Raw genomic sequence first — 22,677 nt, 5'->3', positions numbered from 1 at the left:
CTTTTCGGGCCTGCGCCAGCGCAGGCCGACTGGATGGCCGCCTCCGCCTAATCCGGCGGCATGGCACCGCCCCCCATCAAAATCCTGCGCCCCGGCACCTTCACCGATATTCACGGGACGAAGGTGACTTTCACGCAGTCGGACCTGGACCAGGTCATCGCGTCCTATGACCGGGAAAGCGATCCCGCGCCGATCGTCGTCGGCCATCCCAAGATCGACGCGCCCGCCTTTGGCTGGATCGGCTCGCTGGCGATGGAAAATGGCGTGCTGGTCGCGCACCCGTCCGAAGTCGCGCCCGCCTTCGCCGAAGCGGTCGAGGCCGGGCATTACCGCAAGATTTCCCCCCAGCTCTATCCGCCGTCGAGCCCCAACAACCCGAAGCCGGGGAGCTGGTATCTCCAGCATGTCGGCTTCCTGGGCGGCGCGGCTCCGGCGATCAAGGGTCTGGGGACGGTAGCCTTTTCCGATGCCGCGATCGGCGTCGTGACGCTTTCCATCGAAGAGGACTCCATGAGCACCGAAGACACCAGCACCCCGGACGCGGTCGCGTTCGCGGAGCGCGAAGCCGCGCTGGCCGAGCGCGAAAATGCCCTGAAGGCGCGCGAGGCGGACCAGGCCAAGCGCGACCAGGACGCGCGCCATGCCGAGCATGTCGCCTTTGCCGAAGGGCTGATCGCCGATGTGAAGCTCGCCCCGGCGGGCAAGGACAAGGTGGTCGGCCTGCTCGACCTGCTCGACGCCAGCCAGCCGGTGGCCTTCGGCGAGGGCGACGCGAACAGCATGACCGCCGCCGCCGCCTTCAAGTCGCTGTTCGACGGCGCGCAGCCGGTCGTCGCCCTGGGCGAGGCCGCGCCCGCCGACAAGAAGCCCGGCGACGCGCCGAAGCCCGCCGACATCGCCCGCCGCGCCCAGGCCTATGCCGAGGCCCAGCGGAAGGCGGGCAAGCCGATCACGACGCAGGCGGCCGTGCGCCACGTCACTGCCAATCCCGACGCCTGACCGGCGCGGGCTTCCCCAGACACGACACGACAGGAGCTTTAGACCATGGCTGGCCGGACGGACGGACTGACCAAGAATTTCCGCGCGGGGGCAGCGCTTGCCCCCTATCTGATCCTAAAATTCGGGGCGGACGACCAGACGTTGGTCCCGGCGACCGGCCCGACCGACGAACTGATCGCGACCAATGTCGAACTGCCCGCCGTCCAGGGCGAGCGCTTCGACGCGGCGATCGGCGGCCTGCCCGAGGTTCGCTATGGCGGCCCGATTGGTCGCGGCAAGCCGATCACCTCCGATGCCCAGGGCCGCGCCGTCGAGGCCACCCCCGCCGCCGGGGTGCGCGTGCGCATCATCGGTTTTTCGATGGCGACCGGTGTCCTGGGCGATGTCCTCGCCTACCGCCCCGCGCCCGGCTTCATGACCGGCTGACGCTGCCCCTTCATCCCCGTTTCAACGCTCTTTCAGGACGCTTTCCATGGCCCAGTCGCCTTATCCTATCGATCCGCACCTGACCGCGATCGCCATCGCCTACAAGAATGCCGGATACATCGCCGACATCGTCATGCCCCGTATCGAGGTCGGCAAGCAGGCCTTCAGCTTCATGCAGTACGGCATGGACACCTTTTTCAACACGCCGGAAACGCTGATCGGCCGTCGCGGCCAGGCGAACCAGGTCACGATGGACGGCGTCGAGATCGCCGACGCCACCGAGGATCACGGCCTGGAGTCGCCAGTCCCCAAAGCCGATGTCGACAATGCCGACGAGCGGTACGACCCGCTGGGCAATGCGGCGGCGTTGGTGGCCGAGCTGATCGAAATCCGGCGCGAAATCCGTGCGGCCGGGACGATCTTCAATCCGGCGACCTACGACCCGGCGTTGCGCACGACGCTCGCGACGACCGATGTGCTGGACAATCCGAACACCGACACCGTGACCCTCATCACGGACGCGTTGGACAAGCCGCTGATGCGTCCCAATCAGATGGTGTTCGGCCAGCGCGGCTGGACCAAGTTCCGCCGCAACGCGGGCGTCATCAAGGCCATTCGCGGCACCAACGGCGGCGGCCTCGTCACCAAGCAGGAGGTGGCCGAGCTGTTCGAGGTCAGCGAGGTCGTGGTCGGCCAGGCGTTCGGCAACCAGACGCGAAAAGGTCAGGCCCCGATCGTGTCGCGCCTCTGGGGCAACCACTTGGCGCTGACCTACAAGGCCCCCGTCCTGTCGCGTGAGACGCCGACATTCGCGGGCACCTTCACCTGGGGCGAGCGGCAGGCGTCGCAACGCGAGCTGAAGCCGGGCGAAATGGGCCTTCGCGGCGGCACCGCCGTGCTGGTCGGCGAGAGCGTCAAGGAACGCGTGATCGCGGCCCAGGCGGGATATTTCTTCGAGAACGCCTTCTCGCCGAATTGATCCCGATCCGTTGCGGGCGGCGATCCAGCCGCCCGCCAATCCTCCCCAGACTGGAAAGCACCTGCCATGAGTTACCCCTACAAGGTCGAGCGGACCGTCATTTTCGGCGGCAAGGAATATCTGCCCGGCGCGCCGATCCGCTTCGACATCAACGACCAGGTTGAGGACGAGGCGCGGCGCGACTTGCTGGCCCGCGAAGCGATCGTGGACGACGAGGATTTTGCCGACAATTTCCTCCTGCGCGAACAGCTTGCGGCGGCGCAGGCGGACGCCATGACACAGTCGTCGTCGGTGCCGTTGTTCCTGACCGGCTCGACGCCCGCCCCGGAAGGCGCGGACACCTCCGGCCAGGCGGAAACCCAGAACACCCCGCCGCCGCCGGAAATCCCCGTGCTGACCGGCAAGAAAAAGCCCGAGCTGATCGCGATCGCAGCGAATGAGGGTGTCGAACTGACCGGCGACGCGACGGTACAGGAGATCATCGCCGCCATCGAGGCGAAGCGTGCGGGCGCATGATCGCCACCATCATCAAGCAGCCGGGCGAGACACTTCGCCCGGCTGTCGCCTTTTCCGGGTCCGCTTCGATCGCCGCCATCCGAGGCGTGACCGTCACCGCGCGGGGCCTCGTGCCGGGTGCCGCCGCGCTCGTCGCCAGCGCCGCACTGGCGGGCGGCGTGGTCACGCTGGCGCTGTCGGGCGGCAGCGACGGCGAGCGGTACGCGGTCACGGTCCGGGCCGAGGATGCGCAGGGCCAGACGCTGGAAAGCGAGGTCGAAATCGTCCTGATCGAGTCGGTCTGGGCGACGCCGGACGGCGGCGCGGGCTGGCTGTCGATCGCGGCGCTGGTCAAGCGCTTCAGCCTGGACGAGGTCGTCCGGATGACCGACACGGACGGCTCCGGCCGGATCGATCGCGACCTGCTGATCGGCGCGCTGGTCGATGCCCAGGCGATCGTCGAGGCACATATCGCCAGCCGCTACGCCCTGCCGCTCGCCACCGTGCCGCGCATCGTGGAAATGGCGGTCGGCGACCTCGCCCGCGCCCGGCTGTATCCGCGCGGCGCGCCCGAGGGTATCGCCGACCAGGCCAAGGCGGCGATGGCGCTGCTGGTCCGTATTCAGAAGGGCGACGCGACGCTGGGCCTGCCCGCCGCAGAAACCCCGGCCGAGGCGGCCAGCGATGCCCCCGTCGTCATCGCGCCCGGCCAGCGCGCCTATCCTGACTGGCTGAAGGGCTATTGATGGTCGACATCGCGATCACCATCCAGGAGGACGTGACCGCTGCCATGAATCGGCTGGCGGCCGATGGCACGGACATGACCCCGGCCATGAAGGACATCGCCGGGCACCTCGCCGACACGACGCGCGAGCGGTTCGAGACGGAAACGGACCCGACCGGCAAGAAGTGGATCCCGTCCCGGCGTGTGATTGAGCATGGCGGCAAGACGCTGACCCTGACCGGCGACCTGGGCAATTCGATCACCGAGGATTGGGGGCCGGACTTCGCCGCCGCCGGGCCGGAGCGATCGGGGGGCGCTGGCGTCTATGCCCTGATTCACCAGACCGGCGGCGAAATCCGCCCGCGCGAGAAAAAGGCGCTGTCCTTCGGCGGCCGGATCGTCGCCAAGGTCATCATCCCGGCGCGTCCGTATGTGGGCTTCACCGACGTGAACGCCGACTACGCGATCGGCGCTTTGGCCCGCCATCTGGGCTTTGGGACTGCCGCCTGATGCTGACCCTGTCCCCCATCGTCGCGGTGTTGCGGACCGGCTTCAAATCGGTCGACGGCGTGCTGGAGGCACCTGCCCAGTCCGACCTGCCCCGCGCGCTGCCTGCGCTGTTCGTCGTCCCCGCCGCCGACACCGCCGCGCCCAACACCCTGTCCGGCGCGCGCGACCAGCGGGTGACGTTCGACTTCTCCGTCCTCGTCACCGTCGCCGCCCGGATCGGCCAAGGTCAGGTGTCCGACGAGCTGAAGGCGAGCGAGGACCGCGTGATCGAGCTGGTCGTCGGCTGGACGCATCCGGATGCGTCCAGCCCGGTCGATTATGTCGGCGGCCGATTGGCGAATGTCAGCGCGGGCAGCGTGACGTGGGAGGTCCGGCTGCGCTGCGCGTATCGTTTGCGGATGAGGGGCTAGTCGGTCCCTGAACAGACTAGCCATCCAGGCGCGCATTTCGCGCTGTTTGGGCACCGATTGCGCTGGGCCCAAGCGCAAGCAATTCACTTAAGAAATTCCGGTATTCACCTTCGTCCTCGGCTTCGAACATCGGAATGCCGTAGGCGTTTGCTATGGGCCAAAACATGTCCAAGCCTTGGAGCGCAAATTTCGCTGAAGGCATTTCAACTTCATCAAACTGGGCGACGCTTTTGAAAGAATCTGGGCGCGAATCTGGACGCGAAACGACCCTGCCGTCCATCATCATCGGTATGCCGTGCTTTTCATATTCCTGTAAGACTGTGGGGGAATTCAAAAAGGGAATTGTGCGCCAAACGTTAAGTAGAACTGCCTTGCAGAAATATCCATTATTCCATCCGGCTCTATTTAAAATCTTGGATTGAAGTTCAGAAACGGCCATAAAAATATTCAGGACGAAATTTAGGTCGACGACTTTTGGGTTTTCATATCCTTGCTGATCGAATAGTTTGCAAAGTTGGTCTGCATGACGATAGTGGATAAGGCTTTCTCGGAGATCGTCAATATTCCGTGGTTTATGAAGTGGCATTGGAATGATGAGTTCGCTGACAAGATCGCGCCGCAAGCGATAGGTTAGCCCAAAACTGTTGGGATTATTATGACGAATCTGACGACCGACAAAGCCATTGGCTGACGTGTATACAGTATCGAATGGGATAGCATAAGCATCTGATTGCTCTGCTTTCAGAAAAGTGCGAACCTCGGAAAGCGAGGCATCGAGCCATGCGTCCCGATCACCCCATGGATCGGCAATCATTAACAAGCGAATGTAGGGGCGTTTCGTCTCACCTTCTGAAAATTCAGGGTCGCGGGCTACCCATTCTTCAAACTCCTTGTTGATTGCGTCCGATCGGCGCCAAAGTTGATCGAGGACGAAACGGTCATTCTCCGGCTTAGGCTCCGATCCGTCGGCAACTCTCCGGTATATCTGACCGCTTTTGTGGACGTAGGGCGAATTGGGCCCCTTAGGCACATAGATGCAAATCACCGCGTGATCCGGTGCAAGCCCTATTTCCAGATTTGGCCCCCAAATTGCTCGCGCCTCATAGTGCGGCGACGGATTGACCGAATTGGCGATTGCTTGGCGGAGCCGTCGTAGTGCTGGATCGACATCCATTTTTGGTATTCCAGGGAATGCCCCGGCCACGGCATCTTCCTTCGATTTTTCCGTGACGCCGTAAAAAAGCCAACCGCCATGCGTGTTTGCAAAAGCTGAAACGGATTTAGCCATGGCGTCGGCCTTGGACGCTTCACGCTTGTATTCAACGTACCAGCCCTCCGACACGGACTGGAGAGACTGCAAATCCGCGACCCCTATTTCCTCGAATGGCTTTTTGAAGGGGTTGTAGCGCGGCATCTGAAAGCTCCTGGAAGCAAGGTCGATCAAGCAAACATAGCGGGTGAATTAATTCAATTCTAAACTCATCGCGCGAGTTTGTTTGAACCGACTGCGCCAGCGCCCCCCGCGCGCGCGCGCGAAATCCGGTCTGACTGTCGGCACAATCCCGGCAAAAGGACCGCTGACCGATGGCCGCTGGCCCCAAGACAACCCAGGCTGATCCAACCCAGCCCCGCCCGGTCGATGCGACCGGGCGCACGCTCGACCAGTGGGACCTCCCCGTGTCGGGTCCTGCGCGCCTGAAGGCGCTGGGCGGCAAGCCCGACCCCGCGCTGGCCGAGGCCGCGCCCGACGCGCCCCCCGTTGCCACCACCGACAAGGACTGACCCATGGTCGACGCCGTCAAAGTCCTCTTTTTCAAGAAAGAGGCGACCTACGCCACCGACGCCGCGCCCACGGGTGCCGTCAATGCCGCGCTGACCCGCAACTTCACCGCCAAGCCCGTGGTCGTCGACCGCATCCAGCGCAATCTGGATCGTCCGGTTCGCGGCAGCTCCAAGGACGCGCCGTCCAACGAGCGCCAGACCTATGGTTACGAGCTGGAGCTGGCGGGTTCAGGCGCCGCCGGGACCGCCCCCGCCTGGATGGAGCATCTGGAGGCGTGCGGCATGGCCGCGCCCGTGCTGACCGCCAATACCAGCGCGGTGCAGCGCTTCGCCGCGATCGGCGCGCTTCTGTCGTCCGCCACCGCCTATCACTGGCACGGCACCCAGAAGCGGGTCGGCCTGGGCGGCCGGGGGACCTTCTCCTGGGATTTCACCGCCGGGCAGTATCCGTTCATCAAGATCGACATGACCGCGCTGCTCCCGGCGGCCGGGGCGATCACCGATGCCGCGCCGGGTGCCGTCGCCTTCGACCAGTGGAAGGACCCGGTGGAGGTCAACACCGCCAACACCGATTTCCTTCTGGGCGGCTTTGCGGCCAACCTGCGCAGCTTCACCGGCGAGGCCAATGCCGAGATCACGCCACGCAACCTGGTCGGCGCGAACTACATCAATCGCGGCAATCACGGCCTGACCTGCCGCGTGCTGGCCGAATGCCCGACGATCGGCGCGAAGGACTATTTCACCACGCTTCGCAAGGGCGATGAAATCCCGGTGCAGCTCGATCACGGCACCACGCCCGGCAATATCCTCCAGTTCAAGTCGGACCATCTGCAAATCACCGACATCGAGCTGTCCGACGAAAACAACGTCCTCATGATTTCGATCACGGGGAAGCTGAACGTCGGCACCACGCCCGACGACCTCATCATCACGGCCAAGTGACATGACCCAGCCCATTTACCGCATCGTCGCCCAGCCGCGCGCCTGGACCCCCGTCACCTTTCCCGTCGTCATGGACGATGGCAGCGTCCAAACCTTCATGATCGAGATGCGCTTCCGCCTTCTCAAGGTGGATGCGGCAACCGCGTTCATCGGCGAAGTCGTCCGCGTCCAGGCGTTGGAGGATCAGGAGGGGGCCGACCGTGCGCAGCTTTACACCGAGCTGGTCGCTCAGATTGCGACCGACTGGCGCGGCGTCCACGCCGAAAACGAGGAGCCGTTGCGCTTCGACGTGCCGGAGACGTGGCTGACCGACCTGGACGCAGGGGGCAAGCGCAAGCCGCTGGTCGCGCCGAACCTGCGCAGCCTCATGAACGAGGGTGGCATGTTCATCCACATCTTCGACGCCTTCCGCGCCTGCCTCGCCGGTCAGCCCAAGGCCCGCGCGGGAAACTGAAGGCCGTCGCGACTGGCTGGGCCAAGGGTCGCGGCGGCACCAAACCGGCCGAGGACACCGCGACCGACAGCGCCGCCGCCGCGATCGCCGCGATCGAGGCGCGCCGCGCGGCCGGACGGCGCGACGACACGGTGGAGATCGGCCCCGACGAGGTGGACGTGGTCACGCTGTTCATGGCGCTGACCAGCCAGTGGCGATTCCACGCGATGGGCGGGCGGCTCGGCCTGGATTACGCCGCCGTCCGCCCGACCGCCGACATGCTGGCGATCGCCATGACGGCCGACCTCTTCCTCGACCTGCAAATGATGGAGCGCGCGGCCCTGATCGCGCTGGCATGATATGAGTCGCGACCTGATCGTTTCCGTCCGGCTGAAGGCCGATGGCTCCGGCCTGGTCGGCGCGGCCAAGGACAGCGCCGCCGCCATCGCCGGGATCGGCACCGCCGCCGAGGGGGCGGCAACGCAGGCCCGCGCGCTGGTCACGGCGATCGGCGAGGCCTCGCGCGCGGCGGGCGTCACCACCACCGCACGCGAGGCCGCGACTGCGCTGGAGGGCACCGGCCGCGCCGCGATCACGGCGAGCGGATCGACGAAACAGGCGAGCGCCGCGCTGGGCCAGTTGACCGACCAGTCGCGCGGCGCGGCGTCCGGCGCGGACGAGCTGGTCGCCGCCGCCGGTCGTGTCGCCCGCGCCCACACTGCCACCACCGCCAAGGCGGCCGAGGCGGCGCGTGCGGCATCCGATCTGGCGAAGGCCGAGCGCGATGCCGCACGTGAGGCGGTGACGGCGGCCGAGACGAAGCTGGCCCAGGCGAAGGGCCGCGTCGAGCTGACGCCCGATAATCCGACCATCACCCTGTCGCCCGGAGGCGGCAGCGCGCATGCGGCGGGCGATGCCCAGGCGATCGCGACGGCGACGGCCGACCTCGCCCAGGCACGCCAGCGCGCCCAGGTCGCCGAAGAGGCCTATTCCCAGTCCCTGCGCGACAGCACGGCGGCATCCGCGACAGCGACCGCCGCCGTGTCCGCGCTGACCACCCAGTCCCAGGCCAGCGCCGGCGACACCGGCCAACTCGCCCAGGCGCTGGAGCGCAGCGGCGACGCGGCGGGCTCGACGGCACAGGCCGCGCAGGCGCTGGCCGAGGCGTCGGCCACCGCGTCGGACGCCTCGCGCCAGCAGGCGACCGCCACCGATCAGGCGACCGGGTCGGCCGAGGACTCGACCCGCGCCACCACCGCCCAGAGCCAGGCGCGCGGTGCGGCAGCGCGCGAGGCGGCCGAGCTGGCGGCGGCCGAGGCCCGGCTGGCGGCGGCCACGACCGAGACGGAGCGCGAGGAAGCCGCCGCCGCGATCGCCGCCATCAAGCTCGCCCAGGCGCAGCGGGAAGCCGCCCGCCGCACCGCCGAGGCGGAGGCGGAGGCCCGGCGCAACAGCTTCGCCGTGCGCTCCATGGGCCAGCAATTCGGCGACTTCGGGTTGCAGGCGATCACGACCGGCGACGTGGTGCGCGCCTTCACCCAGCAGATGGGGCAGATGGGCTATGCGATGTCGGAAATGTCCGGCACGGCGGGCAAGGTCGGCGCGTTCCTGACCGGCCCCTGGGGCATCGCCCTGACGGTCGGCGCGGCGGTGATCCTCCCGTTCATCGAAAACCTGTTCAAGGCCGAGGAAGCGGCCGAGGCGGCGAAGGTCGGCGCGGACGGTCTGGCCGAGGCGCAGGGCGTGCTGGGCGGCATGTTCGACCTGACCAGCGGCAAGCTGAAGAAACAGAATGAATTGCTGATCCTCAACGCGCGGCTGACCGCCCTGAACCTGCGCGGCACGGCGGCGAAGGAGCGCGACAGCGCCCGCGAGACGTTCGGGAATGTCGACAGCATCAGCGCGGCCGGGCGTTTTCGCGGTGCGCTGGAAGGGCGCGGACCGGCGGGCTATCTGGCAGGCGCGATCACCGGGTCGGATCAGGCGCGGCAGAATGCCCGCAACCTGCGCGGCGTCGTCACCGACCTGGAGGCCGGGCGGACATCGGCCGCCGACGTCCTGCGCGTGACCGACAAGTTCGACTTCACCGGCCTGAAGATTACCCGAGAGCAATTCCAGCAGGCGATCATCGACCGCGCCGCGTCGGGCGCAAAGGAGAAGATCGCCGACCTGATCGACCAGTCGCTGGACGACGGCAAGCTGGCCGAAGGGCTCCGGCGCGACGCGAGGGGCAAGAAGCCCCCGAAGCCGAAGAGCAACGACGCGCGCGACGAGTTCGGCCGCGACGCCGCCGCGCGCATCGCCGGGATCACCCATGCGTTCGACCGGACGCCGCCCGCCGTGCGCCAGGCCAATGCCGCCCTGCGCCAGCTCGACGACATCATGGACGATCTGGCGCGCAAGAAGCCGCCGGGGTTCAAGGACCTGATCGCTCAGGCGCAGGAGGCGAAGGGCGTCGTGCGCGACGGCCTGAACCGCCCGATCCAGGATTTCGTCGAAAGCCAGCGCGACGCTTACGCCGTCGGGCAAGAAATGCTGTACGGCCACCGCGATCAGGCCGAGGCGCTGCGCACGATCCAACAGCTGGAGCGCCAGCGCGGTCCCCTGACCGAGGAACAGAAAGACGCGATCCTCGCCGCCACCCAGGCGCTGTCGGCACAGGAGCGGCTGCTCGACCGGATGGTCCAGCGCCAGCGGATCTACCTCGCCGGTATCGCCGATATCCGCGGCCTTCTGACCGCGACCATTTCCGGCGACAGCGGCCTCGACAAGCTGCCCGAGCGGATCATGCAAAGCTTCTCGCGCGTGTCGGCCGAGAAGATCGTCGACAGCCTGTTTGGCGACCTGTTCCAGCAGCTGGAAGACAGTGTCACCGGGACCAGCATTGTCGAGGATGCGTCGACCCGCATGGCGGACGCGCTCGACATCGTGTCCACCCGCACCGGGCAGGCCAGCACCGCGCTGGACACGCTTGCCCGCGCTGCCAGCGGTGCCGCCACTGCGGTGCAAAAGGCTCCGGGCGGGACCGCGCCCGCCGCGCCGCCTCCGGCCGGTGCGGAGGGGATCGACGGACCCGAGGTGAAAGTCACCGCCCCGCGCCGGACCATTCGCAGTCCCGAAGAGCTATTTTCCAAGGCGATCGGCGGCATCTCGACCAAAACCATCGGCCTGTTCACCAATCCCGAGACGGCGTCGAAGATCGGTCAGAACCTGGGCAAATTCGCGGGCAAGGGGCTGGCGGGTGCGTTCGAGGGGCAGGCCGCGTCGTCGATCGCCAATCTGGTCGGCATCAAGACCAGCGCGACCGGCAGCATGATCGGCGGCGCGCTGGGCGGCCTGACCGGCATTCCGGGGGCGGGCGCGATCGCCGGGCTGGCGGGCGGCATCATCGGCAAGCTGTTCGAGGGGGTGAAGTCCGGCCGGGCCACGATCAGCTCGGTCGACGGCAAGGCCGCGTTGGGCGGCGACGAGAAGATCAGCGAGGCGCTGTCGGGCACCGCCAAGAACGTCCAGTCCGGCATCCAGAAGATTGCCGACGCCCTGGGCGCGGAGGTCGGCAGCTTCAACGTCTCGATCGGCAAGCGCGAGGATTACTACCGCGTCGACGGCGGCGGCAGCAGCCGTGTGTCGGAAAAGCATCCCGGCATCCCGCTGCTCTACAATGGCAAGGACGAGGCCGAGGCGATCGAGATCGCCATCCGCAACGCGATCGCGGACGGTGCGGTCAAGGACGTGTCGCCCGCCGTTGCAAAGGCGTTGCAACGCTCCGGATCGCTGGACAAGGCGGTCGCCGAGGCGGTGAAGGTCCAGCAGCTCGAACGGTCGCTGGGCGGGCTGACCGGCCAGCTCCGGGCCGTGTTCGAGACGTTCGACCGCACCGCCGCCGAGCGCGTCCGGCTGGCCAAGGCGTACGGCCTGGACCTGCTCCAGGTCGAGAAGCTGAACGCGACCGAGCGCGCCAAGCTTCTGGAAGACACGCTGAAATCGCGGGTCGGCAGCCTGAAGGATTTGCTGGCCAGCATGTCCGGCGGCGACCTGTTCGAGGGCTCGGCCGTCGACCGGCGCCAGAGCCTGTTGAAGGACATCGCCACCGCACGCGCCGATGCCGAACAGGGCAAGGACGGCGCGGCCGACCGCGTGGCCGAGCTGTACCGGCAATTGCTGGCGACGACGAAGGACGCGTTCGGCACGGGCGGCGAGGAATATGCCGCCGACCGCAAGGCGGCGGGCGACACGGCACGCGCGCTGATCGACATCGAGACCAAGCGCGTCGACAGCGCGGCGGGCGTCCAGGCGGCACAGACCAGCGCGATCGAGACGGGCAACGCGCTGTCGGCGCAGATGCTGAAGGCGGCCGAGGCGCAGACCGCCTTGCTCCAGGAGCTGGTCGATCAGGGCAGGCAGGATGCGGGCCTGACGGTGGTGCCCGACCGGACGCTGGTCGAGCGGGATTATGTCCGATGAAGACGGTCATCGTCGAGGCACGCCCCAGCGATGCGACCGGCCAGCCGGTGGACATCCGCCTCGCTGGCGGCGGGCGCACCCATTACCTGTTCAAGGGCCAGTCCGACTGGCGCGCGGGCGTCATCAGCGTGCCGCGCATCGAATCGGCGCTGGGCTTCGGCAAGGACGGCTTCACCGGGGGCGCGGTGGCGCAGGCCAGCGCGATCGGCTTTTCCCCCGCCATGGCCGCGACCCGTGCGCCGATCGCCGGGCTGGTCTGGAACGACGCGCCCATCACCGTGTCCGTCGCCGACGACGAGGCCGCCGACCCCGGCTTCAAGGTACGTCTGGCGGGCACGGTCGCGGGCTATTCGGTCAGCGCCGGGCGGTTCGTGTTCACCCTGTCCGACATGGCGGGCCGCCTGGGCGAACCGCTGGTCAAGGACAGCTTCGCCGGGACCGGCGGCATTGAGGGCGATGCGGCGGCGAAGGGGCGGGTGAAGCGCCGGAGCTGGGGCCGGTGCTGGAATGTCGAGGGGCGCGTCCTGCTCGCCGCCTGGAATATCTACGAGTTCGGCGACCCGGCGCGTGCGCTTTCGGCGTTCGACGCGGTCAAGGACAAGGGCCGCCCGGTCGCGATCGTCACCGTCGCCTGGGCCGGGTCGGTCGCCGCGACGCTCGACGCGTTGAAGGCTGCATCGGTGCCCGAGGGCGGGTGCGCCGCCGCCCCCTCCATCGCGTGCGTGAAGTTCTGGACCCAGCCGTCCACCCTGACCGCCGACCTGCGCGGTGAGCTGGGCACCGGCTATGTCGAGCATGTGCCCGGCATCGCCGCCGCCATTTCCGCCGCCGCCGAGGGGCCGGTCGTGGACGGACTGGCGGCGATCGCCGCGCTTCGCCCCGATCCGGCCGGGCTGCACGCCGACGATGCCAGCGAGACGCCTGCCCAGATGCTGGACCGCCTGTGCCTGCGCGCCTCGCTGTCCTGGGGCGTGACCGCCGACAAGCGCATCGCGCTTCGCCCCATCGCCTTTGCCGACCCGGTCGAGACGGTGGTGTTCGAGGATGTCGAGCGGCGTGCGGCCTATGCGCCGATCGCCAATGTGAAGGTCGGCTGGCAGAAGAATCACCGCGTCCACACCGATGCCGAGATCAGCGCCGCCGTGCTGGCGGGCGACGTGGCGTTCGGTGACGGCTCGACGCTCGACAAGTTGGCGACGACGCTCACGGATGGGGTGCAGAAGGCTGTCGATAAGGCCGACGCGGTCACGGCCAATCTGGTCGGCCGCAGGCTGACCGGGCTTCTACAGTCGGCGATCGACGGACAGGCCGCGCTCAACATCGATTACGGCTCGGCTGCGATCAGCGCGGCGAGCGCCCTCGCGAGCCAGAACCTCGTCGCGATCCAGACCTTGGGTACCCGGATCGAAAAAGATGGCAGCAAGGTCGCCGAGAGCTTCCAGCAGCTGACCAGCCGCCTCGACGAAAACGAAAAGAAGGTCGCCGGGATCAATGTGAAGGGCGAGGTCGAAGCGGGGATGACCCAGCTGCGCCGCACCATCGCCAACGCGAATTTCGCCTCCTTCGAGGCCGTCGACAAGCGGATCGCCAATTTCGGCGAAGCCGTGTCGGCGTGGCAGGTCAAGGAGGAAAAGGCGCGGGTCGATGCCAACAGCGCCGTCATCAAGAGCGTCGACGACATAGGCGCGCGCGTGACGCAAGAGGGTCTGGATCGGCAAGCTTCGATCAAGGACCTGCGCGAAGTCCTTATCGATAAGGACGGCAATCTGATCGCCCAGCGCATCCAGAACCTGGGCACGCGCGTGACCGTCATTCTCAATGGAGAAACGGTCACGCTGGAGTCAGCGATCCAGACCGTCGATAAATCGTACAGGACGGCCACCGGCACCGTCGCGGAGAGCGTGAAGACGCTCACTGCTCGCCTGGACAATGTCGGTGACGCGACGCTCGAGCAGTCCATGAAAGCGGTGGCCGACAAGATCAAAGGCCTGTCGGCCGAATATACGCTGAAGGTCCAGACCACCCAAGGCGGCAAGAAATACGTCGCGGGCATGGGGATCGCGATCGACAATGGCGTGTCAGCGATCGCGTTTTCCACCGACGCCTTCACCATCGCCCTGCCTGACGAAACCGAGAAGCAGCTTTTTCACGCGGACAAGGATGGCGTCTACATGCCGGACGTCCGGGTCGACCGCTTCAAGGTAAAGTCGATCGATACGCCAGCGCTGGCCGATTATGCGATCCGGCGCAGCTACAGCGCCGAGCTGGCGGGCAATGTCGCATTGCCGAACAGCGATGGCGGGCGATCGCGCTATCTGACGCTCGGGGTGACCAAGCAGCTCGCCGACAGCAGCATTCGGATCGAGTGCAACATGGCACCGCGCCCCGGCCGCGATTACGCGGGCTACTTCGTGTTCGGGCGGACCACCGATGGTGCGGACACCGTCATAGACACCAAATGGTATTGGGTCACGGCCTGCGTCATCAACGGTTTCCGGTCGGTCCGGCTGCCGTTTAACTATGGCCGCGCCTTTGCCGGTCTTCCCGCTGGCTCGCACAGCTTCTGGATCGATTTCGTCGCCTATGGCGGCGGCAATGACCAAGGCTTCATGGAGGCCGGGTCCAACTTCTACGTCGAAGAGATAAAGGTATGATGGTCCTGATCGTGATCCTGGGGCCGGACGGCGCGCGCCTGCGCAAGGTCCTTTGTCCCCGCGAAGATATCGCCGCCCAGCTCGCGCCCGGCGAGACGTATGAAGTCGTCGACCCGCTGGTCGACGGCTTCGGCATCGTGGAGCCGGAGTGATGGCCAGTCCCTTCGAACAGGCGGGCACGATCGCCGTCACGCGCGGGTCGCGCACGGTGACGGGCACCGGATCGTCATGGCTTGCGGGCTATGACGGCCTGGTGCTCAACATCGCGGGTGGGGTGTATCCGGTCGCATCGGTCGACGGCCCGACCAGCCTGACGCTGGTCGAGCCCTATCCGGGCGCGAGCGCGACCGGGCTGACCTATTTCCTGCTGCCGATCATGAATGAGAATTACGCCCTTTCCCGGAAGGTGCTGTCTCTCATCGCCTCGACCGAGGCGCTGGCCGGATCGGCGGTCATCAGCCCCCCGCCGGGCGACCGTGGTCCCCAGGGCGTCGGCGTGGCGAACGCCTATGTCGATCAGGCGACCGGCCATCTGATGATTCGCAAGACCGATGGCGTGCTGGTCGACGCGGGCCAGGTCGTCGGGGCGGTCGGCGCGCCCTTCACCCTGACCATCGGATGCTATGCGGATGACGAGATCGTTCGCGTCAACGAGGAGGCGGGATGGATGATCGCGCCTGCCGCGATGATGCTGTCGGCCGCCAGCCTGTCGGTGCGCAAGCCGGATCAATCCCCGGCCGGGACGCTCGGCATCCAGGCCGACCTGCGGATCAGTGGGGCGTCGATCCTCTCGTCACCCCTGCGCGTCCTGCCTGGGCAGCGATCCAGCCGGGCGGCGGGCACCACCCAGCCCACGATCACCCGTGCGCCGGTCGCCCTGGACAGCCTCATCACGCTGGCGGTCCAGGCCGAGGGCAAGGATGCCGAGGGCTTGCGCCTGGTCCTTCAGGGGACTTGGGCATGAGCAAGCTGAAGGTCGATTTTGCAGGCGGTCGCTTCTCTGTCGGCAAGCGCAGCTTCGCGCGCGCGGCCGACGTGGCCGGGCTGACGATTATCGGCGCGGGCGGGATCGCGCTGGCGTCGGACGGGCGGCTGCGCCTGTCACCCGCCGGACAGCCGCGCATCGTGTCGGGTGGCGGGCTGAAGCTGGAGCCTGCCGCTACCAACCTCCTGTCGATGCGCAATGCCGCGCCGACCTCGATCGACGGCTATGCCCGGCTTTCCAGTCGCCCCGCCGGTGCGGACATCATGGTCGCCGACGACAGCGCGGCGCTGGCCGCGTCGGGCATTTTCGACGAGTTGCTGGCGGCGGGCGTGATGTCGGGCAAGGTCATTCGCTGCATCAATCCCAGCGACACGGATTTCGCGGTCCCCTTCGCCAACGCGGCCGGGGGGCAGCGGCTGGGCATTTCGGCTTATGTCCGGTGCGTCAAAGGCTCCGGCTATTTGACCGTCACGGGGGGCGGCGGGTCGACGCCGGATTTCACCGGCCCCGAATGGCGGCGGGTCGGCCGCATCCACACCGCGACCGCGACCGGAGGCCAGGCGCGCCTGATGGTGCGGGCGGGGTCCGAGGTGCTGATCATCCTGCCGCAGGTCGAGCTGGACCGCATCACAAGTCCGATCGTCACGCTGGGCCAGCCGGTCACGCGCGGGGCCGAGACGCTGGCCGATGTCGCGTCGCGCTATTCCCGGCCGCACACGATCCTGATCGAGCTGGAGCTGGATCGCGCGGACGGCGTCGATCGGCGCGTCCTGACCCTTGTGTCGCCGACCGGCGGCGAGATCGCGGTCAGCCGCACGATCGACAATGCGCTGTCCGTCACCTCGACCGCCAGCCCATGGCGACCGCGTATCGCGCGCGTCCTGGGGCCGGGGCGCTTGCGGGTGGCGCTGCGCGTGTCGCCCAGGGGCTGGACGCTGGCAGCGGCGGGGATGCTGCGCCACGATTGCTGGCGAGAGCCGCCCGCCGGGCTGTCGCGGCTGATCGTCGGCGCCGACGCGGCCGGGGGCACGCCGCTGAACGGCACGGTCCGGTCCGTTGAGGTGCGCGGCGAGTTGTCGGACGGGGCGCTGGAGCATTGGACCGCGACGGGTACGATGGTGGTCGACGCGGCGCGCTATGTCTCGCCGACCGGCGACGACACGGCGGACGGCAAGACCCCGGCGACGGCGTGGAAATCACTGGCGGTCGCGGCGATGCTCGGTGTGCTGGCGGCGGGCAGCGATGTGCGGCTGGCGCGGGGCGGTGCCTGGGCCGAGACGCTTCTGCCCATCTATGGCTGTACCTACACGGCCTTCGGTGCCGGAGCCCCACCCCGCGTGGGCGGCGGGCTGAATGGCGTCGACGAGAACGGCGCGACTCTCTGGCGGCTGGACGGGCTTTGCATCACCGGCGCGACCCAGCGCGGGATCAATGCCTATGGTGGCTCGGGCATCATCATCGACAATTGCGAAGTGACGGGGAACGGGTCGCGGTCCGACCGTAACGCGATCGCCGTTGCTTTGCGCGGAAACACCCGCAAGGCGATGGCCGTCCTGCAATCGGCACCGGCCAATGTCCAGGTGACAGGGGTCGGGGCCACGGAAGCGGCGCTGACCGGCGTCTTTCGTGTGGAATGCACCACGGGCGGCAGCGGTGCCGCAACCCAATGGCGCGTGCTTCGCCCGGACGGAACGGTCGGCGGCACTGCCAGCGGCGAAATCGCCTATTCCTCGACAACGGTCGGCATTCTGTTCACGATCACCGGGACCGCCGCGATCGGCGATGTGGTCGAGCTGCGCGCGCTTCCGTTTCAGGAAATCCCTCTGCCCGGCAACGCATTGTCGGAGGACGTGGCGGTTCGGCGTTGCCACATCCATGACAATCTCGGTCTGACAGCGGGCGATGGCGTGTATGTCGAGGGTGTCGGGGGCATCGCGATCGTCGAAAGTAATCTGATCCCGCCGCCCGAAGGGGTTCAGGCGGACTGTATTCAGATTGGCCGGAACAATGAATTTTACGTCGCCAACCCATGCCATGCGATCGTCCGCCACAACCGCGTCGCCGCCTACACTGGCGGTGGCAAGGGCGCGATCGTGGTGCTGTCGCAGACCGCCCTGGTCGAATGCAACAACGTAAAGGGCCACAACTTCTGCATTGGCATCAATACGCTTGGGCGCGCCATCGTCCGGTGGAATTACTGTTCCGACGCGGACCTCTACGGTTATTCCTGGGCGATCGGGCCGGGCGGCGATTTCGACTGTGCCGACCTCGAAATCTACGGGAACGTCATCGTCCGCTGCAATCGTGCGATCGCGGTGTCAGGCACTGGCCCGACCACCTTCACGCTGGCCGGTCGTATTCAGCGCCTGCAATATCGCACCCGTTTTGTCGCCAACGACAATGATATCCGCGACTGCCCGGTCGGCCTCTTCGTCGATCGCCCGACCGGCGGTCGGGTACAATCTAATCGCGTCACGAATGTCGTAAAGCTGTTCGACATCCGCACCGCAGCGCTGCCACCCGGCGAAACTGAGCTGCGCACGGATCAGGCATTCGTAAGCCAGGCGGCATGACCGGAGAAATGCAATGACCCAAGTCGCGGCGGGATATGCCGCCCAGCTCAAGGCCCCCCAGCGCGAGCTGCCGGTGGCGACCGCCTCCGCCGCCCGCTTTCCCAAGGGGCGGACGATCACGTCGGCCTCGCCCTTCGCGACCGAGGCGGGGGCGCAGGCCGAGGGGGCGCGGCTGGCCGCGTTCTACGGCTATCCGCTCGTCGAGGACGTGGCGATCGTGGCGGGTGCGCGGGCGGACCTGCAAGGCCGTTGCATCGTCGCCGACTGCACCCGGCTGGACTATCGCCCCGGCGACCTCGTCTTCGTAATCGGAGCGCAGGAGCTGGACAACGGCACGACCTCGTTGACCATCCTGAAGCGCGTGGGGGCCTGATGCTGTCGATTGTGAACCCCATCGCCTTCACCGTCGACGAGGCGCGGTCGTCGGCGGGAACCGGCCGCGCCAATCTGGCGACGCCCAGCCCACGCGAAGCCTTTGCCGCCGCCGCCGCCCAGGCCATCATCGTCCTGGACCTGGGCACGGCGCAGGCGATCGACCGCGTTGTCCTGGGCTTCACCACCGCCAGCGCGGCCGATGGCTTTGCCGTCGTGCCCGGCCTCGACGGGGCGGCGGTGCCGGGCGTCTTCGCGCATAGCCATCGCCGCCCGCCCGTCCTGCGTCACGGGCTTTGCGTGCTGCCCGCGCCGGTCGTCACCCGTTACGTCCAGCTCCGCGTCACCGCCGCCGCGCCGATCAGCGCCGGGGTGGCTGTTGTGGGACAGACGATGCGTTCGGCGTATGAATATGGCTCGGGCCGCCCGCTGGTCGATACCGGCCGGTCGGAGCGGCTTTGGTCGGGCGGCTTCGGCGGGGAGAAAGGGGCGGTCGCGGGCGGCTATGCCTGGACGATGGTCGACCTGTCCGACACGCTGCGCGATCGGTTGTATGCGATGCAGCTCGACCTGGGCACGACCGGCGATTTCCTCGTCGTCGAGGACGAGGCGGCGACGGACGGCCTGAACGAGCGTATCCACTGGGGCAGGCTACCGAAGTTGGAGACGTTCGAGCGGCAGGGCGACGGCACGTCCAAGCTGCCCATGGCGATCGCCGACTGGGCCTGATGCGCCAGCGCCCCCCAACGGGGCACTGGCGTTCCGACTATCGGGGGGCATGGCTGACCTGTCCCCCTTCGAAGACGCCGCCGCCCACACGCTGGGCATCGAGGGCGGCTTCAGCGACCATCCGTCCGACCGGGGCGGCGCGACCCAATGGGGCATTACCGAGGCCGTGGCCCGCGCCGATGGCTATACCGGCGCGATGGCGGCCCTACCCAAGTCGCGGGCGCTGTCCATCTATCGCCGCCTGTACTGGGATCGCATCGGCCTGGACTGGATCGCCGCCGTCGACCGCGACATCGCGGCCGAGCTTTTCGATACCGGCGTCAATATGGGCGTATCGGTCGCCGTCGTCTTCCTCCAGCGCGTGCTGAATGCCTTGAATCGGCAGGGGCGTGACTATCCCGACCTGAAGGTGGACGGCAGTGCCGGACCCGCCACCGCGTCGGCCCTGCGCGCGCTGATCGCCCGGCGCGGGCTGGTCGGCCGCAACGCCGTGCTGACCTATCTGAATGCCCTTCAGGGCGCGCGTTACGTCGAGCTGGCCGAGGCGCGCGCCGCCAATGAGGACTTCATGCTCGGCTGGGCGCTGCGCGTCGCTTTCCCCTTTTCCATGACCATCAGGAAGGCCGCATGACCCCGACGCTTCGTGACCAAGGCTCGCCCTCGCCGATCGAGGCGGGGACGCATGACCCGGCGGGCCTGCCGCCGCCGATCGCCTTCGACCCCGCCATGGCCGAAGGGCTTCGCCTGGGCGACGACCTGGGCGGGTTGGACACGCTGGACCTGGGGCCGGGCGCGCCGCCCTGGATGACCGCGCTGGCCCGGTCGATCCGGCCGCTTTGCGTCGGCGCGCTGATGGCGATCCCGACGCTGGGCGCGGCATCGGTCGGCCTGGTCGCGGTCGTCTCGCCGACTGCCGCGAAGGCGATGGTGGCCGCCTCCACCGGCTTTCTGGCGGGCATCCCGACCGACATCGTCGTCCTGATCGGGACGCTGGCGTCCGGCTATGGGCTGGCCAAGTCGGTCGAGCGGCTGCGGGGTGCGCGGTGAAGCGCGCCTGGGATGTCGTCCTGCTCGCGGTGCCGGGGTGCATGACGATCGCGGCGCTGGTCATCGTCGCATTGCTGCCCGGCTGCGCCACGATGGGGGCGGACCGCCGGGCCGACGAACAGGCGGCGCTGTCGATCGAGCTGGCCTATCAGGCGACGGCGATCGCGGCGCTGACGGCGATGCACAGCGATGCGCTCAATCCCGCGCAAAAGCGATGCGTCGCGGCGCTGGACGATCAGGCGTTCCGGCAGGTGAAGGCGGCGCGGGACGCCTATGACCACCATGACGGCCTCTTCCTGTCCCAGGTCGTGAATGCGCGAGGGGCGATCACGACGCTACTCATTCGGCGGGGATGCTGACGATGGACGTGGCGACGATCGTCAAGGCGATCGAGATCGTGGGCGCTTTAACGCCCGCTGCAATGCGGTTGTACGAGGGTTTCAGCGTGCTTGTCAGCGACGCCGATCAGGCCGAGCTGGAGGCGTTTTACCTCGCCGCGCGGGACCAGTCCGATCGGCTGCATGATCAGGTCCAGGCAGCGGCGCGATGAATTAATGGCCGTTTCGCCGAATTAATGGCCAAAATTTTTGACCGGCTACAATGGCGCGCCCGGCTGTGGCGCACGGGACAATAGGGGGGACAGGACATGGCAATCGAAAAGGGAAGCGCCTTTCTGCTCAAGATTGGCGACGGTGCGGAGCCGCCTGCCTTCGCGACGATGGCGGGGCTGCGCACCACACAGTTGTCGATCAATGGCGAGACGGTGGTGGTGACGAGCAAGGATTCGGGCGGCTGGCGCGAATTGCTGTCGGGCGCTGGCGTGCGGCATGTCAGCGTGGCGGGCGCGGGCGTGTTCACCGGATCGGCGGCGGAGTCGCGGATGCGCGGCCATGCCCTGGCAGGCACGATCGAAACCTATCGGCTGAGCTTCGAGAGCGGCGGGTCGATGACCGGGCGGTTCCTGGTCACGCGCCTCGACTATAGCGGCGATTTCGGTGGCGAGCGGACCTACACGCTGGCGCTGGAAAGCTCCGGCCCGGTGGTGTCGGCATGAGCGCGAATCCGATGCGCGGCGAGGCGAGCGTTCGGGTCGGCGGCAGCGAGCTGGTCGTACGGCCGAGCTTTCAGGCGCTGGTCGCGGCGGAGGGCGAGCTGGGGCCGTTGTTCGAGCTGGTCGAGCGGGCGGGCGAGGGCAAACTTTCGCTGGGCGAGGCGGCGGCGCTGATCTGGCATTGCCTGCGCGAGGTGCCCGAGGGGCTGAGCCGCGAACAGCTGGGCGAGGCGCTGGTCGATCTGGGTCTGGCTGCGCTGGCACCCATACTGCGGCAATTGCTGCGTCAGATACTGGGCGGCCGATGACCTTCGCCGAGGTGGCGGCGCGGCTGGCGGGGATGGCGGGCGCGGTGCTTGGCTGGTCGCCCGACCGCTTCTGGCGCGCCACCCCGGCCGAGCTTCAGGGAATCGTGGCGGCGATGACGGGCGGGGCGGAGGGTGGCGATCCGCCCTCGCCCGCCACCCTCGCCCGCTTGCGGGAGATGTATCCGGATGGATGAGCAGGATTTCGCACCCCGCATCGATATGCGGGGCTTCATGGCGGACATGGGGTCGATGCGGGCCGAATTGTCGCGCGGACTGGCCGATGCGGCGGAGATCGGCGCGCGCTCGGTCGAGGGGGCGCTGTTGCGCGCCGCACGGACCGGCAAGTTCGGTTTCGAGGAACTGAAGGCGACGGCGCTGTCGGTGCTCGACCAGATCGCGCGCATGGCGCTGAAACAGGGGGTGGGGGCACTCAGCGACGGCGGGTTGCTCGGCCTGTTGGGCAGCCTGGCCTCGGGCCTGCCGGGGCGGGCGACCGGCGGGCCGGTATCGCCCGACCACCCCTATCTGGTCGGTGAGCGCGGGCCGGAGGTGTTCGTGCCGACGAGCAGCGGGCGGGTTGAGACGCTGCGCCCCGGTGGTTCCCCGCGCGACGTGCGGGTGGCGATCACGATCAACGCCGGGGCGGGCGAGGCAGCGGACGTGCTGCAACGCTCCAGCCGACAGGTGGCGCGGGCGGTGCGCGCGGCGCTGGCGGAGGATTGAGCATCTTTCCTCCCCTGCAAGGGGAGGTGGCAGGGCGCAGCCCTGACGGAGGGGTGTCGCGGTGAGAGAGA

27 protein-coding genes are annotated in these 22,677 nt (G+C 67.8%); 26 read left to right on the top strand and 1 reads right to left on the bottom strand.

Going from position 1 to position 22,677, the window contains the following annotated elements; genetic code table 11:
* Positions 1-60 precede the first annotated feature (60 nt).
* The 7 genes from ASF14_RS02790 to ASF14_RS02760 all read left to right on the top strand — a co-directional run bounded on the left by ASF14_RS02790 (position 61) and on the right by ASF14_RS02760 (position 4,543).
* Positions 61-999, top strand: a complete 939-nt coding sequence (locus ASF14_RS02790) for a hypothetical protein (RefSeq protein ID WP_056431072.1) — start codon at positions 61-63, stop codon at positions 997-999.
* A gap of 45 nt (positions 1,000-1,044) precedes the next feature.
* Entirely contained in the window at positions 1,045-1,425 is a 381-nt protein-coding gene (locus ASF14_RS02785; protein ID WP_056431070.1) for a hypothetical protein, read from the top strand.
* Between the two features lie 46 nt (positions 1,426-1,471).
* Complete coding sequence (locus ASF14_RS02780; protein ID WP_056431066.1) at positions 1,472-2,404, top strand: hypothetical protein; 933 nt, start codon at positions 1,472-1,474, stop codon at positions 2,402-2,404.
* Positions 2,405-2,470: 66 nt separating this feature from the next.
* Entirely contained in the window at positions 2,471-2,920 is a 450-nt protein-coding gene (locus ASF14_RS02775) for a hypothetical protein (protein WP_056431060.1), read from the top strand.
* Positions 2,917-3,645, top strand: coding sequence for a DUF1320 domain-containing protein (locus tag ASF14_RS02770; RefSeq protein WP_056431058.1), 729 nt, complete (start codon positions 2,917-2,919; stop codon positions 3,643-3,645). Before ASF14_RS02775 ends, ASF14_RS02770 begins: the two co-directional genes overlap by 4 nt.
* Positions 3,645-4,133: a phage virion morphogenesis protein gene (locus ASF14_RS02765; RefSeq protein WP_056431057.1), complete on the top strand. Its 489-nt coding sequence runs from the start codon at positions 3,645-3,647 to the stop codon at positions 4,131-4,133. The genes ASF14_RS02770 and ASF14_RS02765 overlap by 1 nt, the downstream gene beginning before the upstream one ends.
* Positions 4,133-4,543 carry a phage tail terminator protein gene (locus ASF14_RS02760; RefSeq protein WP_056431053.1) on the top strand — a complete coding sequence of 137 codons (411 nt, stop codon included), beginning with the start codon at positions 4,133-4,135 and terminating at the stop codon, positions 4,541-4,543. Before ASF14_RS02765 ends, ASF14_RS02760 begins: the two co-directional genes overlap by 1 nt.
* Positions 4,544-4,559: 16 nt before the next feature.
* Here ASF14_RS02760 and ASF14_RS20600 read toward each other — a convergent pair whose 3' ends face one another.
* A complete protein-coding gene (locus tag ASF14_RS20600; RefSeq protein WP_082442028.1) occupies positions 4,560-5,957 on the bottom strand; it encodes an AlbA family DNA-binding domain-containing protein in 1,398 nt (465 codons plus the stop codon).
* Positions 5,958-6,127: 170 nt separating this feature from the next.
* On the opposite strand from ASF14_RS20600, the gene ASF14_RS02750 reads away from it, so the two are divergent.
* From ASF14_RS02750 to ASF14_RS02665, 19 genes are all read left to right on the top strand, one after another.
* Positions 6,128-6,325 carry a hypothetical protein gene (locus ASF14_RS02750; protein ID WP_056431047.1) on the top strand — a complete coding sequence of 66 codons (198 nt, stop codon included), beginning with the start codon at positions 6,128-6,130 and terminating at the stop codon, positions 6,323-6,325.
* A 3-nt stretch (positions 6,326-6,328) separates the two neighbouring features.
* Entirely contained in the window at positions 6,329-7,267 is a 939-nt protein-coding gene (locus ASF14_RS02745; protein WP_056431044.1) for a phage tail tube protein, read from the top strand.
* 1 nt (position 7,268) lies between these two features.
* Positions 7,269-7,721: a hypothetical protein gene (locus tag ASF14_RS02740; RefSeq protein ID WP_056431042.1), complete on the top strand. Its 453-nt coding sequence runs from the start codon at positions 7,269-7,271 to the stop codon at positions 7,719-7,721.
* 131 nt (positions 7,722-7,852) lie between these two features.
* Positions 7,853-8,059, top strand: coding sequence for a DUF1799 domain-containing protein (locus ASF14_RS02735; protein WP_056431039.1), 207 nt, complete (start codon positions 7,853-7,855; stop codon positions 8,057-8,059).
* A 1-nt stretch (position 8,060) separates the two neighbouring features.
* Positions 8,061-12,164: a hypothetical protein gene (locus ASF14_RS02730; RefSeq protein WP_056431037.1), complete on the top strand. Its 4,104-nt coding sequence runs from the start codon at positions 8,061-8,063 to the stop codon at positions 12,162-12,164.
* Positions 12,161-14,818, top strand: a complete 2,658-nt coding sequence (locus ASF14_RS02725; protein WP_056431034.1) for a phage tail tip fiber protein — start codon at positions 12,161-12,163, stop codon at positions 14,816-14,818. Before ASF14_RS02730 ends, ASF14_RS02725 begins: the two co-directional genes overlap by 4 nt.
* A complete protein-coding gene (locus tag ASF14_RS21205; protein WP_156360992.1) occupies positions 14,815-14,970 on the top strand; it encodes a hypothetical protein in 156 nt (51 codons plus the stop codon). Before ASF14_RS02725 ends, ASF14_RS21205 begins: the two co-directional genes overlap by 4 nt.
* Positions 14,970-15,782 (top strand): hypothetical protein, encoded by an 813-nt coding sequence (locus ASF14_RS02720; protein ID WP_056431032.1) that lies wholly within the window; start codon positions 14,970-14,972, stop codon positions 15,780-15,782. The genes ASF14_RS21205 and ASF14_RS02720 overlap by 1 nt, the downstream gene beginning before the upstream one ends.
* Positions 15,779-18,376, top strand: a complete 2,598-nt coding sequence (locus ASF14_RS02715; protein ID WP_056431028.1) for a hypothetical protein — start codon at positions 15,779-15,781, stop codon at positions 18,374-18,376. The genes ASF14_RS02720 and ASF14_RS02715 overlap by 4 nt, the downstream gene beginning before the upstream one ends.
* A 13-nt stretch (positions 18,377-18,389) precedes the next feature.
* Entirely contained in the window at positions 18,390-18,749 is a 360-nt protein-coding gene (locus tag ASF14_RS02710; RefSeq protein WP_056431025.1) for a hypothetical protein, read from the top strand.
* Complete coding sequence (locus ASF14_RS02705; protein ID WP_236696900.1) at positions 18,749-19,477, top strand: hypothetical protein; 729 nt, start codon at positions 18,749-18,751, stop codon at positions 19,475-19,477. The genes ASF14_RS02710 and ASF14_RS02705 overlap by 1 nt, the downstream gene beginning before the upstream one ends.
* A gap of 49 nt (positions 19,478-19,526) precedes the next feature.
* Entirely contained in the window at positions 19,527-20,108 is a 582-nt protein-coding gene (locus tag ASF14_RS02700) for a glycoside hydrolase family 108 protein (protein ID WP_056431022.1), read from the top strand.
* Positions 20,105-20,524 (top strand): hypothetical protein, encoded by a 420-nt coding sequence (locus tag ASF14_RS02695; protein WP_056431019.1) that lies wholly within the window; start codon positions 20,105-20,107, stop codon positions 20,522-20,524. The genes ASF14_RS02700 and ASF14_RS02695 overlap by 4 nt, the downstream gene beginning before the upstream one ends.
* Positions 20,521-20,883 (top strand): hypothetical protein, encoded by a 363-nt coding sequence (locus ASF14_RS02690; protein WP_156360991.1) that lies wholly within the window; start codon positions 20,521-20,523, stop codon positions 20,881-20,883. The genes ASF14_RS02695 and ASF14_RS02690 overlap by 4 nt, the downstream gene beginning before the upstream one ends.
* Positions 20,884-20,885: 2 nt before the next feature.
* Positions 20,886-21,074, top strand: coding sequence for a hypothetical protein (locus ASF14_RS02685; RefSeq protein ID WP_156360990.1), 189 nt, complete (start codon positions 20,886-20,888; stop codon positions 21,072-21,074).
* Positions 21,075-21,170: 96 nt separating this feature from the next.
* The gene (locus tag ASF14_RS02680) at positions 21,171-21,578 is read left to right on the top strand and encodes a phage major tail protein, TP901-1 family (protein WP_056431010.1); all 408 of its coding nucleotides are present in this window, start codon (positions 21,171-21,173) and stop codon (positions 21,576-21,578) included.
* Positions 21,575-21,883, top strand: coding sequence for a gene transfer agent family protein (locus tag ASF14_RS02675; RefSeq protein ID WP_056431007.1), 309 nt, complete (start codon positions 21,575-21,577; stop codon positions 21,881-21,883). Before ASF14_RS02680 ends, ASF14_RS02675 begins: the two co-directional genes overlap by 4 nt.
* Entirely contained in the window at positions 21,880-22,077 is a 198-nt protein-coding gene (locus tag ASF14_RS02670; protein ID WP_056431004.1) for a phage tail assembly chaperone, read from the top strand. The genes ASF14_RS02675 and ASF14_RS02670 overlap by 4 nt, the downstream gene beginning before the upstream one ends.
* Positions 22,070-22,606 (top strand): hypothetical protein, encoded by a 537-nt coding sequence (locus ASF14_RS02665; protein WP_056431001.1) that lies wholly within the window; start codon positions 22,070-22,072, stop codon positions 22,604-22,606. The genes ASF14_RS02670 and ASF14_RS02665 overlap by 8 nt, the downstream gene beginning before the upstream one ends.
* Positions 22,607-22,677: the final 71 nt, after the last annotated feature.

This window comes from Sphingomonas sp. Leaf257, from assembly GCF_001422185.1.
Lineage (GTDB): Bacteria > Pseudomonadota > Alphaproteobacteria > Sphingomonadales > Sphingomonadaceae > Sphingomonas > Sphingomonas yabuuchiae.
Note: the sequence above shows the minus strand (reverse complement) of the source record. Positions and strands in the feature narration are given on the sequence as shown.

What these genes read in the sequence shown, in the direction of transcription:
- ASF14_RS02740 (WP_056431042.1), top strand. Translation starts at nt 7,269, where the DNA reads ATGACCCAGCCCATTTACCGCATCGTCGCCCAGCCGCGCGCCTGGACC.
- ASF14_RS02790 (WP_056431072.1), top strand. Translation starts at nt 61, where the DNA reads ATGGCACCGCCCCCCATCAAAATCCTGCGCCCCGGCACCTTCACCGAT.
- ASF14_RS02675 (WP_056431007.1), top strand. Translation starts at nt 21,575, where the DNA reads ATGAGCGCGAATCCGATGCGCGGCGAGGCGAGCGTTCGGGTCGGCGGC.
- ASF14_RS02750 (WP_056431047.1), top strand. Translation starts at nt 6,128, where the DNA reads ATGGCCGCTGGCCCCAAGACAACCCAGGCTGATCCAACCCAGCCCCGC.
- ASF14_RS02700 (WP_056431022.1), top strand. Translation starts at nt 19,527, where the DNA reads ATGGCTGACCTGTCCCCCTTCGAAGACGCCGCCGCCCACACGCTGGGC.
- ASF14_RS02725 (WP_056431034.1), top strand. Translation starts at nt 12,161, where the DNA reads ATGAAGACGGTCATCGTCGAGGCACGCCCCAGCGATGCGACCGGCCAG.
- ASF14_RS02775 (WP_056431060.1), top strand. Translation starts at nt 2,471, where the DNA reads ATGAGTTACCCCTACAAGGTCGAGCGGACCGTCATTTTCGGCGGCAAG.
- ASF14_RS02710 (WP_056431025.1), top strand. Translation starts at nt 18,390, where the DNA reads ATGACCCAAGTCGCGGCGGGATATGCCGCCCAGCTCAAGGCCCCCCAG.
- ASF14_RS02730 (WP_056431037.1), top strand. Translation starts at nt 8,061, where the DNA reads ATGAGTCGCGACCTGATCGTTTCCGTCCGGCTGAAGGCCGATGGCTCC.
- ASF14_RS02670 (WP_056431004.1), top strand. Translation starts at nt 21,880, where the DNA reads ATGACCTTCGCCGAGGTGGCGGCGCGGCTGGCGGGGATGGCGGGCGCG.
- ASF14_RS02745 (WP_056431044.1), top strand. Translation starts at nt 6,329, where the DNA reads ATGGTCGACGCCGTCAAAGTCCTCTTTTTCAAGAAAGAGGCGACCTAC.
- ASF14_RS02785 (WP_056431070.1), top strand. Translation starts at nt 1,045, where the DNA reads ATGGCTGGCCGGACGGACGGACTGACCAAGAATTTCCGCGCGGGGGCA.
- ASF14_RS02780 (WP_056431066.1), top strand. Translation starts at nt 1,472, where the DNA reads ATGGCCCAGTCGCCTTATCCTATCGATCCGCACCTGACCGCGATCGCC.
- ASF14_RS02705 (WP_236696900.1), top strand. Translation starts at nt 18,749, where the DNA reads ATGCTGTCGATTGTGAACCCCATCGCCTTCACCGTCGACGAGGCGCGG.
- ASF14_RS02695 (WP_056431019.1), top strand. Translation starts at nt 20,105, where the DNA reads ATGACCCCGACGCTTCGTGACCAAGGCTCGCCCTCGCCGATCGAGGCG.
- ASF14_RS21205 (WP_156360992.1), top strand. Translation starts at nt 14,815, where the DNA reads ATGATGGTCCTGATCGTGATCCTGGGGCCGGACGGCGCGCGCCTGCGC.
- ASF14_RS02680 (WP_056431010.1), top strand. Translation starts at nt 21,171, where the DNA reads ATGGCAATCGAAAAGGGAAGCGCCTTTCTGCTCAAGATTGGCGACGGT.
- ASF14_RS02715 (WP_056431028.1), top strand. Translation starts at nt 15,779, where the DNA reads ATGAGCAAGCTGAAGGTCGATTTTGCAGGCGGTCGCTTCTCTGTCGGC.
- ASF14_RS02770 (WP_056431058.1), top strand. Translation starts at nt 2,917, where the DNA reads ATGATCGCCACCATCATCAAGCAGCCGGGCGAGACACTTCGCCCGGCT.
- ASF14_RS02760 (WP_056431053.1), top strand. Translation starts at nt 4,133, where the DNA reads ATGCTGACCCTGTCCCCCATCGTCGCGGTGTTGCGGACCGGCTTCAAA.
- ASF14_RS02685 (WP_156360990.1), top strand. Translation starts at nt 20,886, where the DNA reads ATGGACGTGGCGACGATCGTCAAGGCGATCGAGATCGTGGGCGCTTTA.
- ASF14_RS20600 (WP_082442028.1), bottom strand. Translation starts at nt 5,957, where the DNA reads ATGCCGCGCTACAACCCCTTCAAAAAGCCATTCGAGGAAATAGGGGTC.
- ASF14_RS02765 (WP_056431057.1), top strand. Translation starts at nt 3,645, where the DNA reads ATGGTCGACATCGCGATCACCATCCAGGAGGACGTGACCGCTGCCATG.
- ASF14_RS02720 (WP_056431032.1), top strand. Translation starts at nt 14,970, where the DNA reads ATGGCCAGTCCCTTCGAACAGGCGGGCACGATCGCCGTCACGCGCGGG.
- ASF14_RS02665 (WP_056431001.1), top strand. Translation starts at nt 22,070, where the DNA reads ATGGATGAGCAGGATTTCGCACCCCGCATCGATATGCGGGGCTTCATG.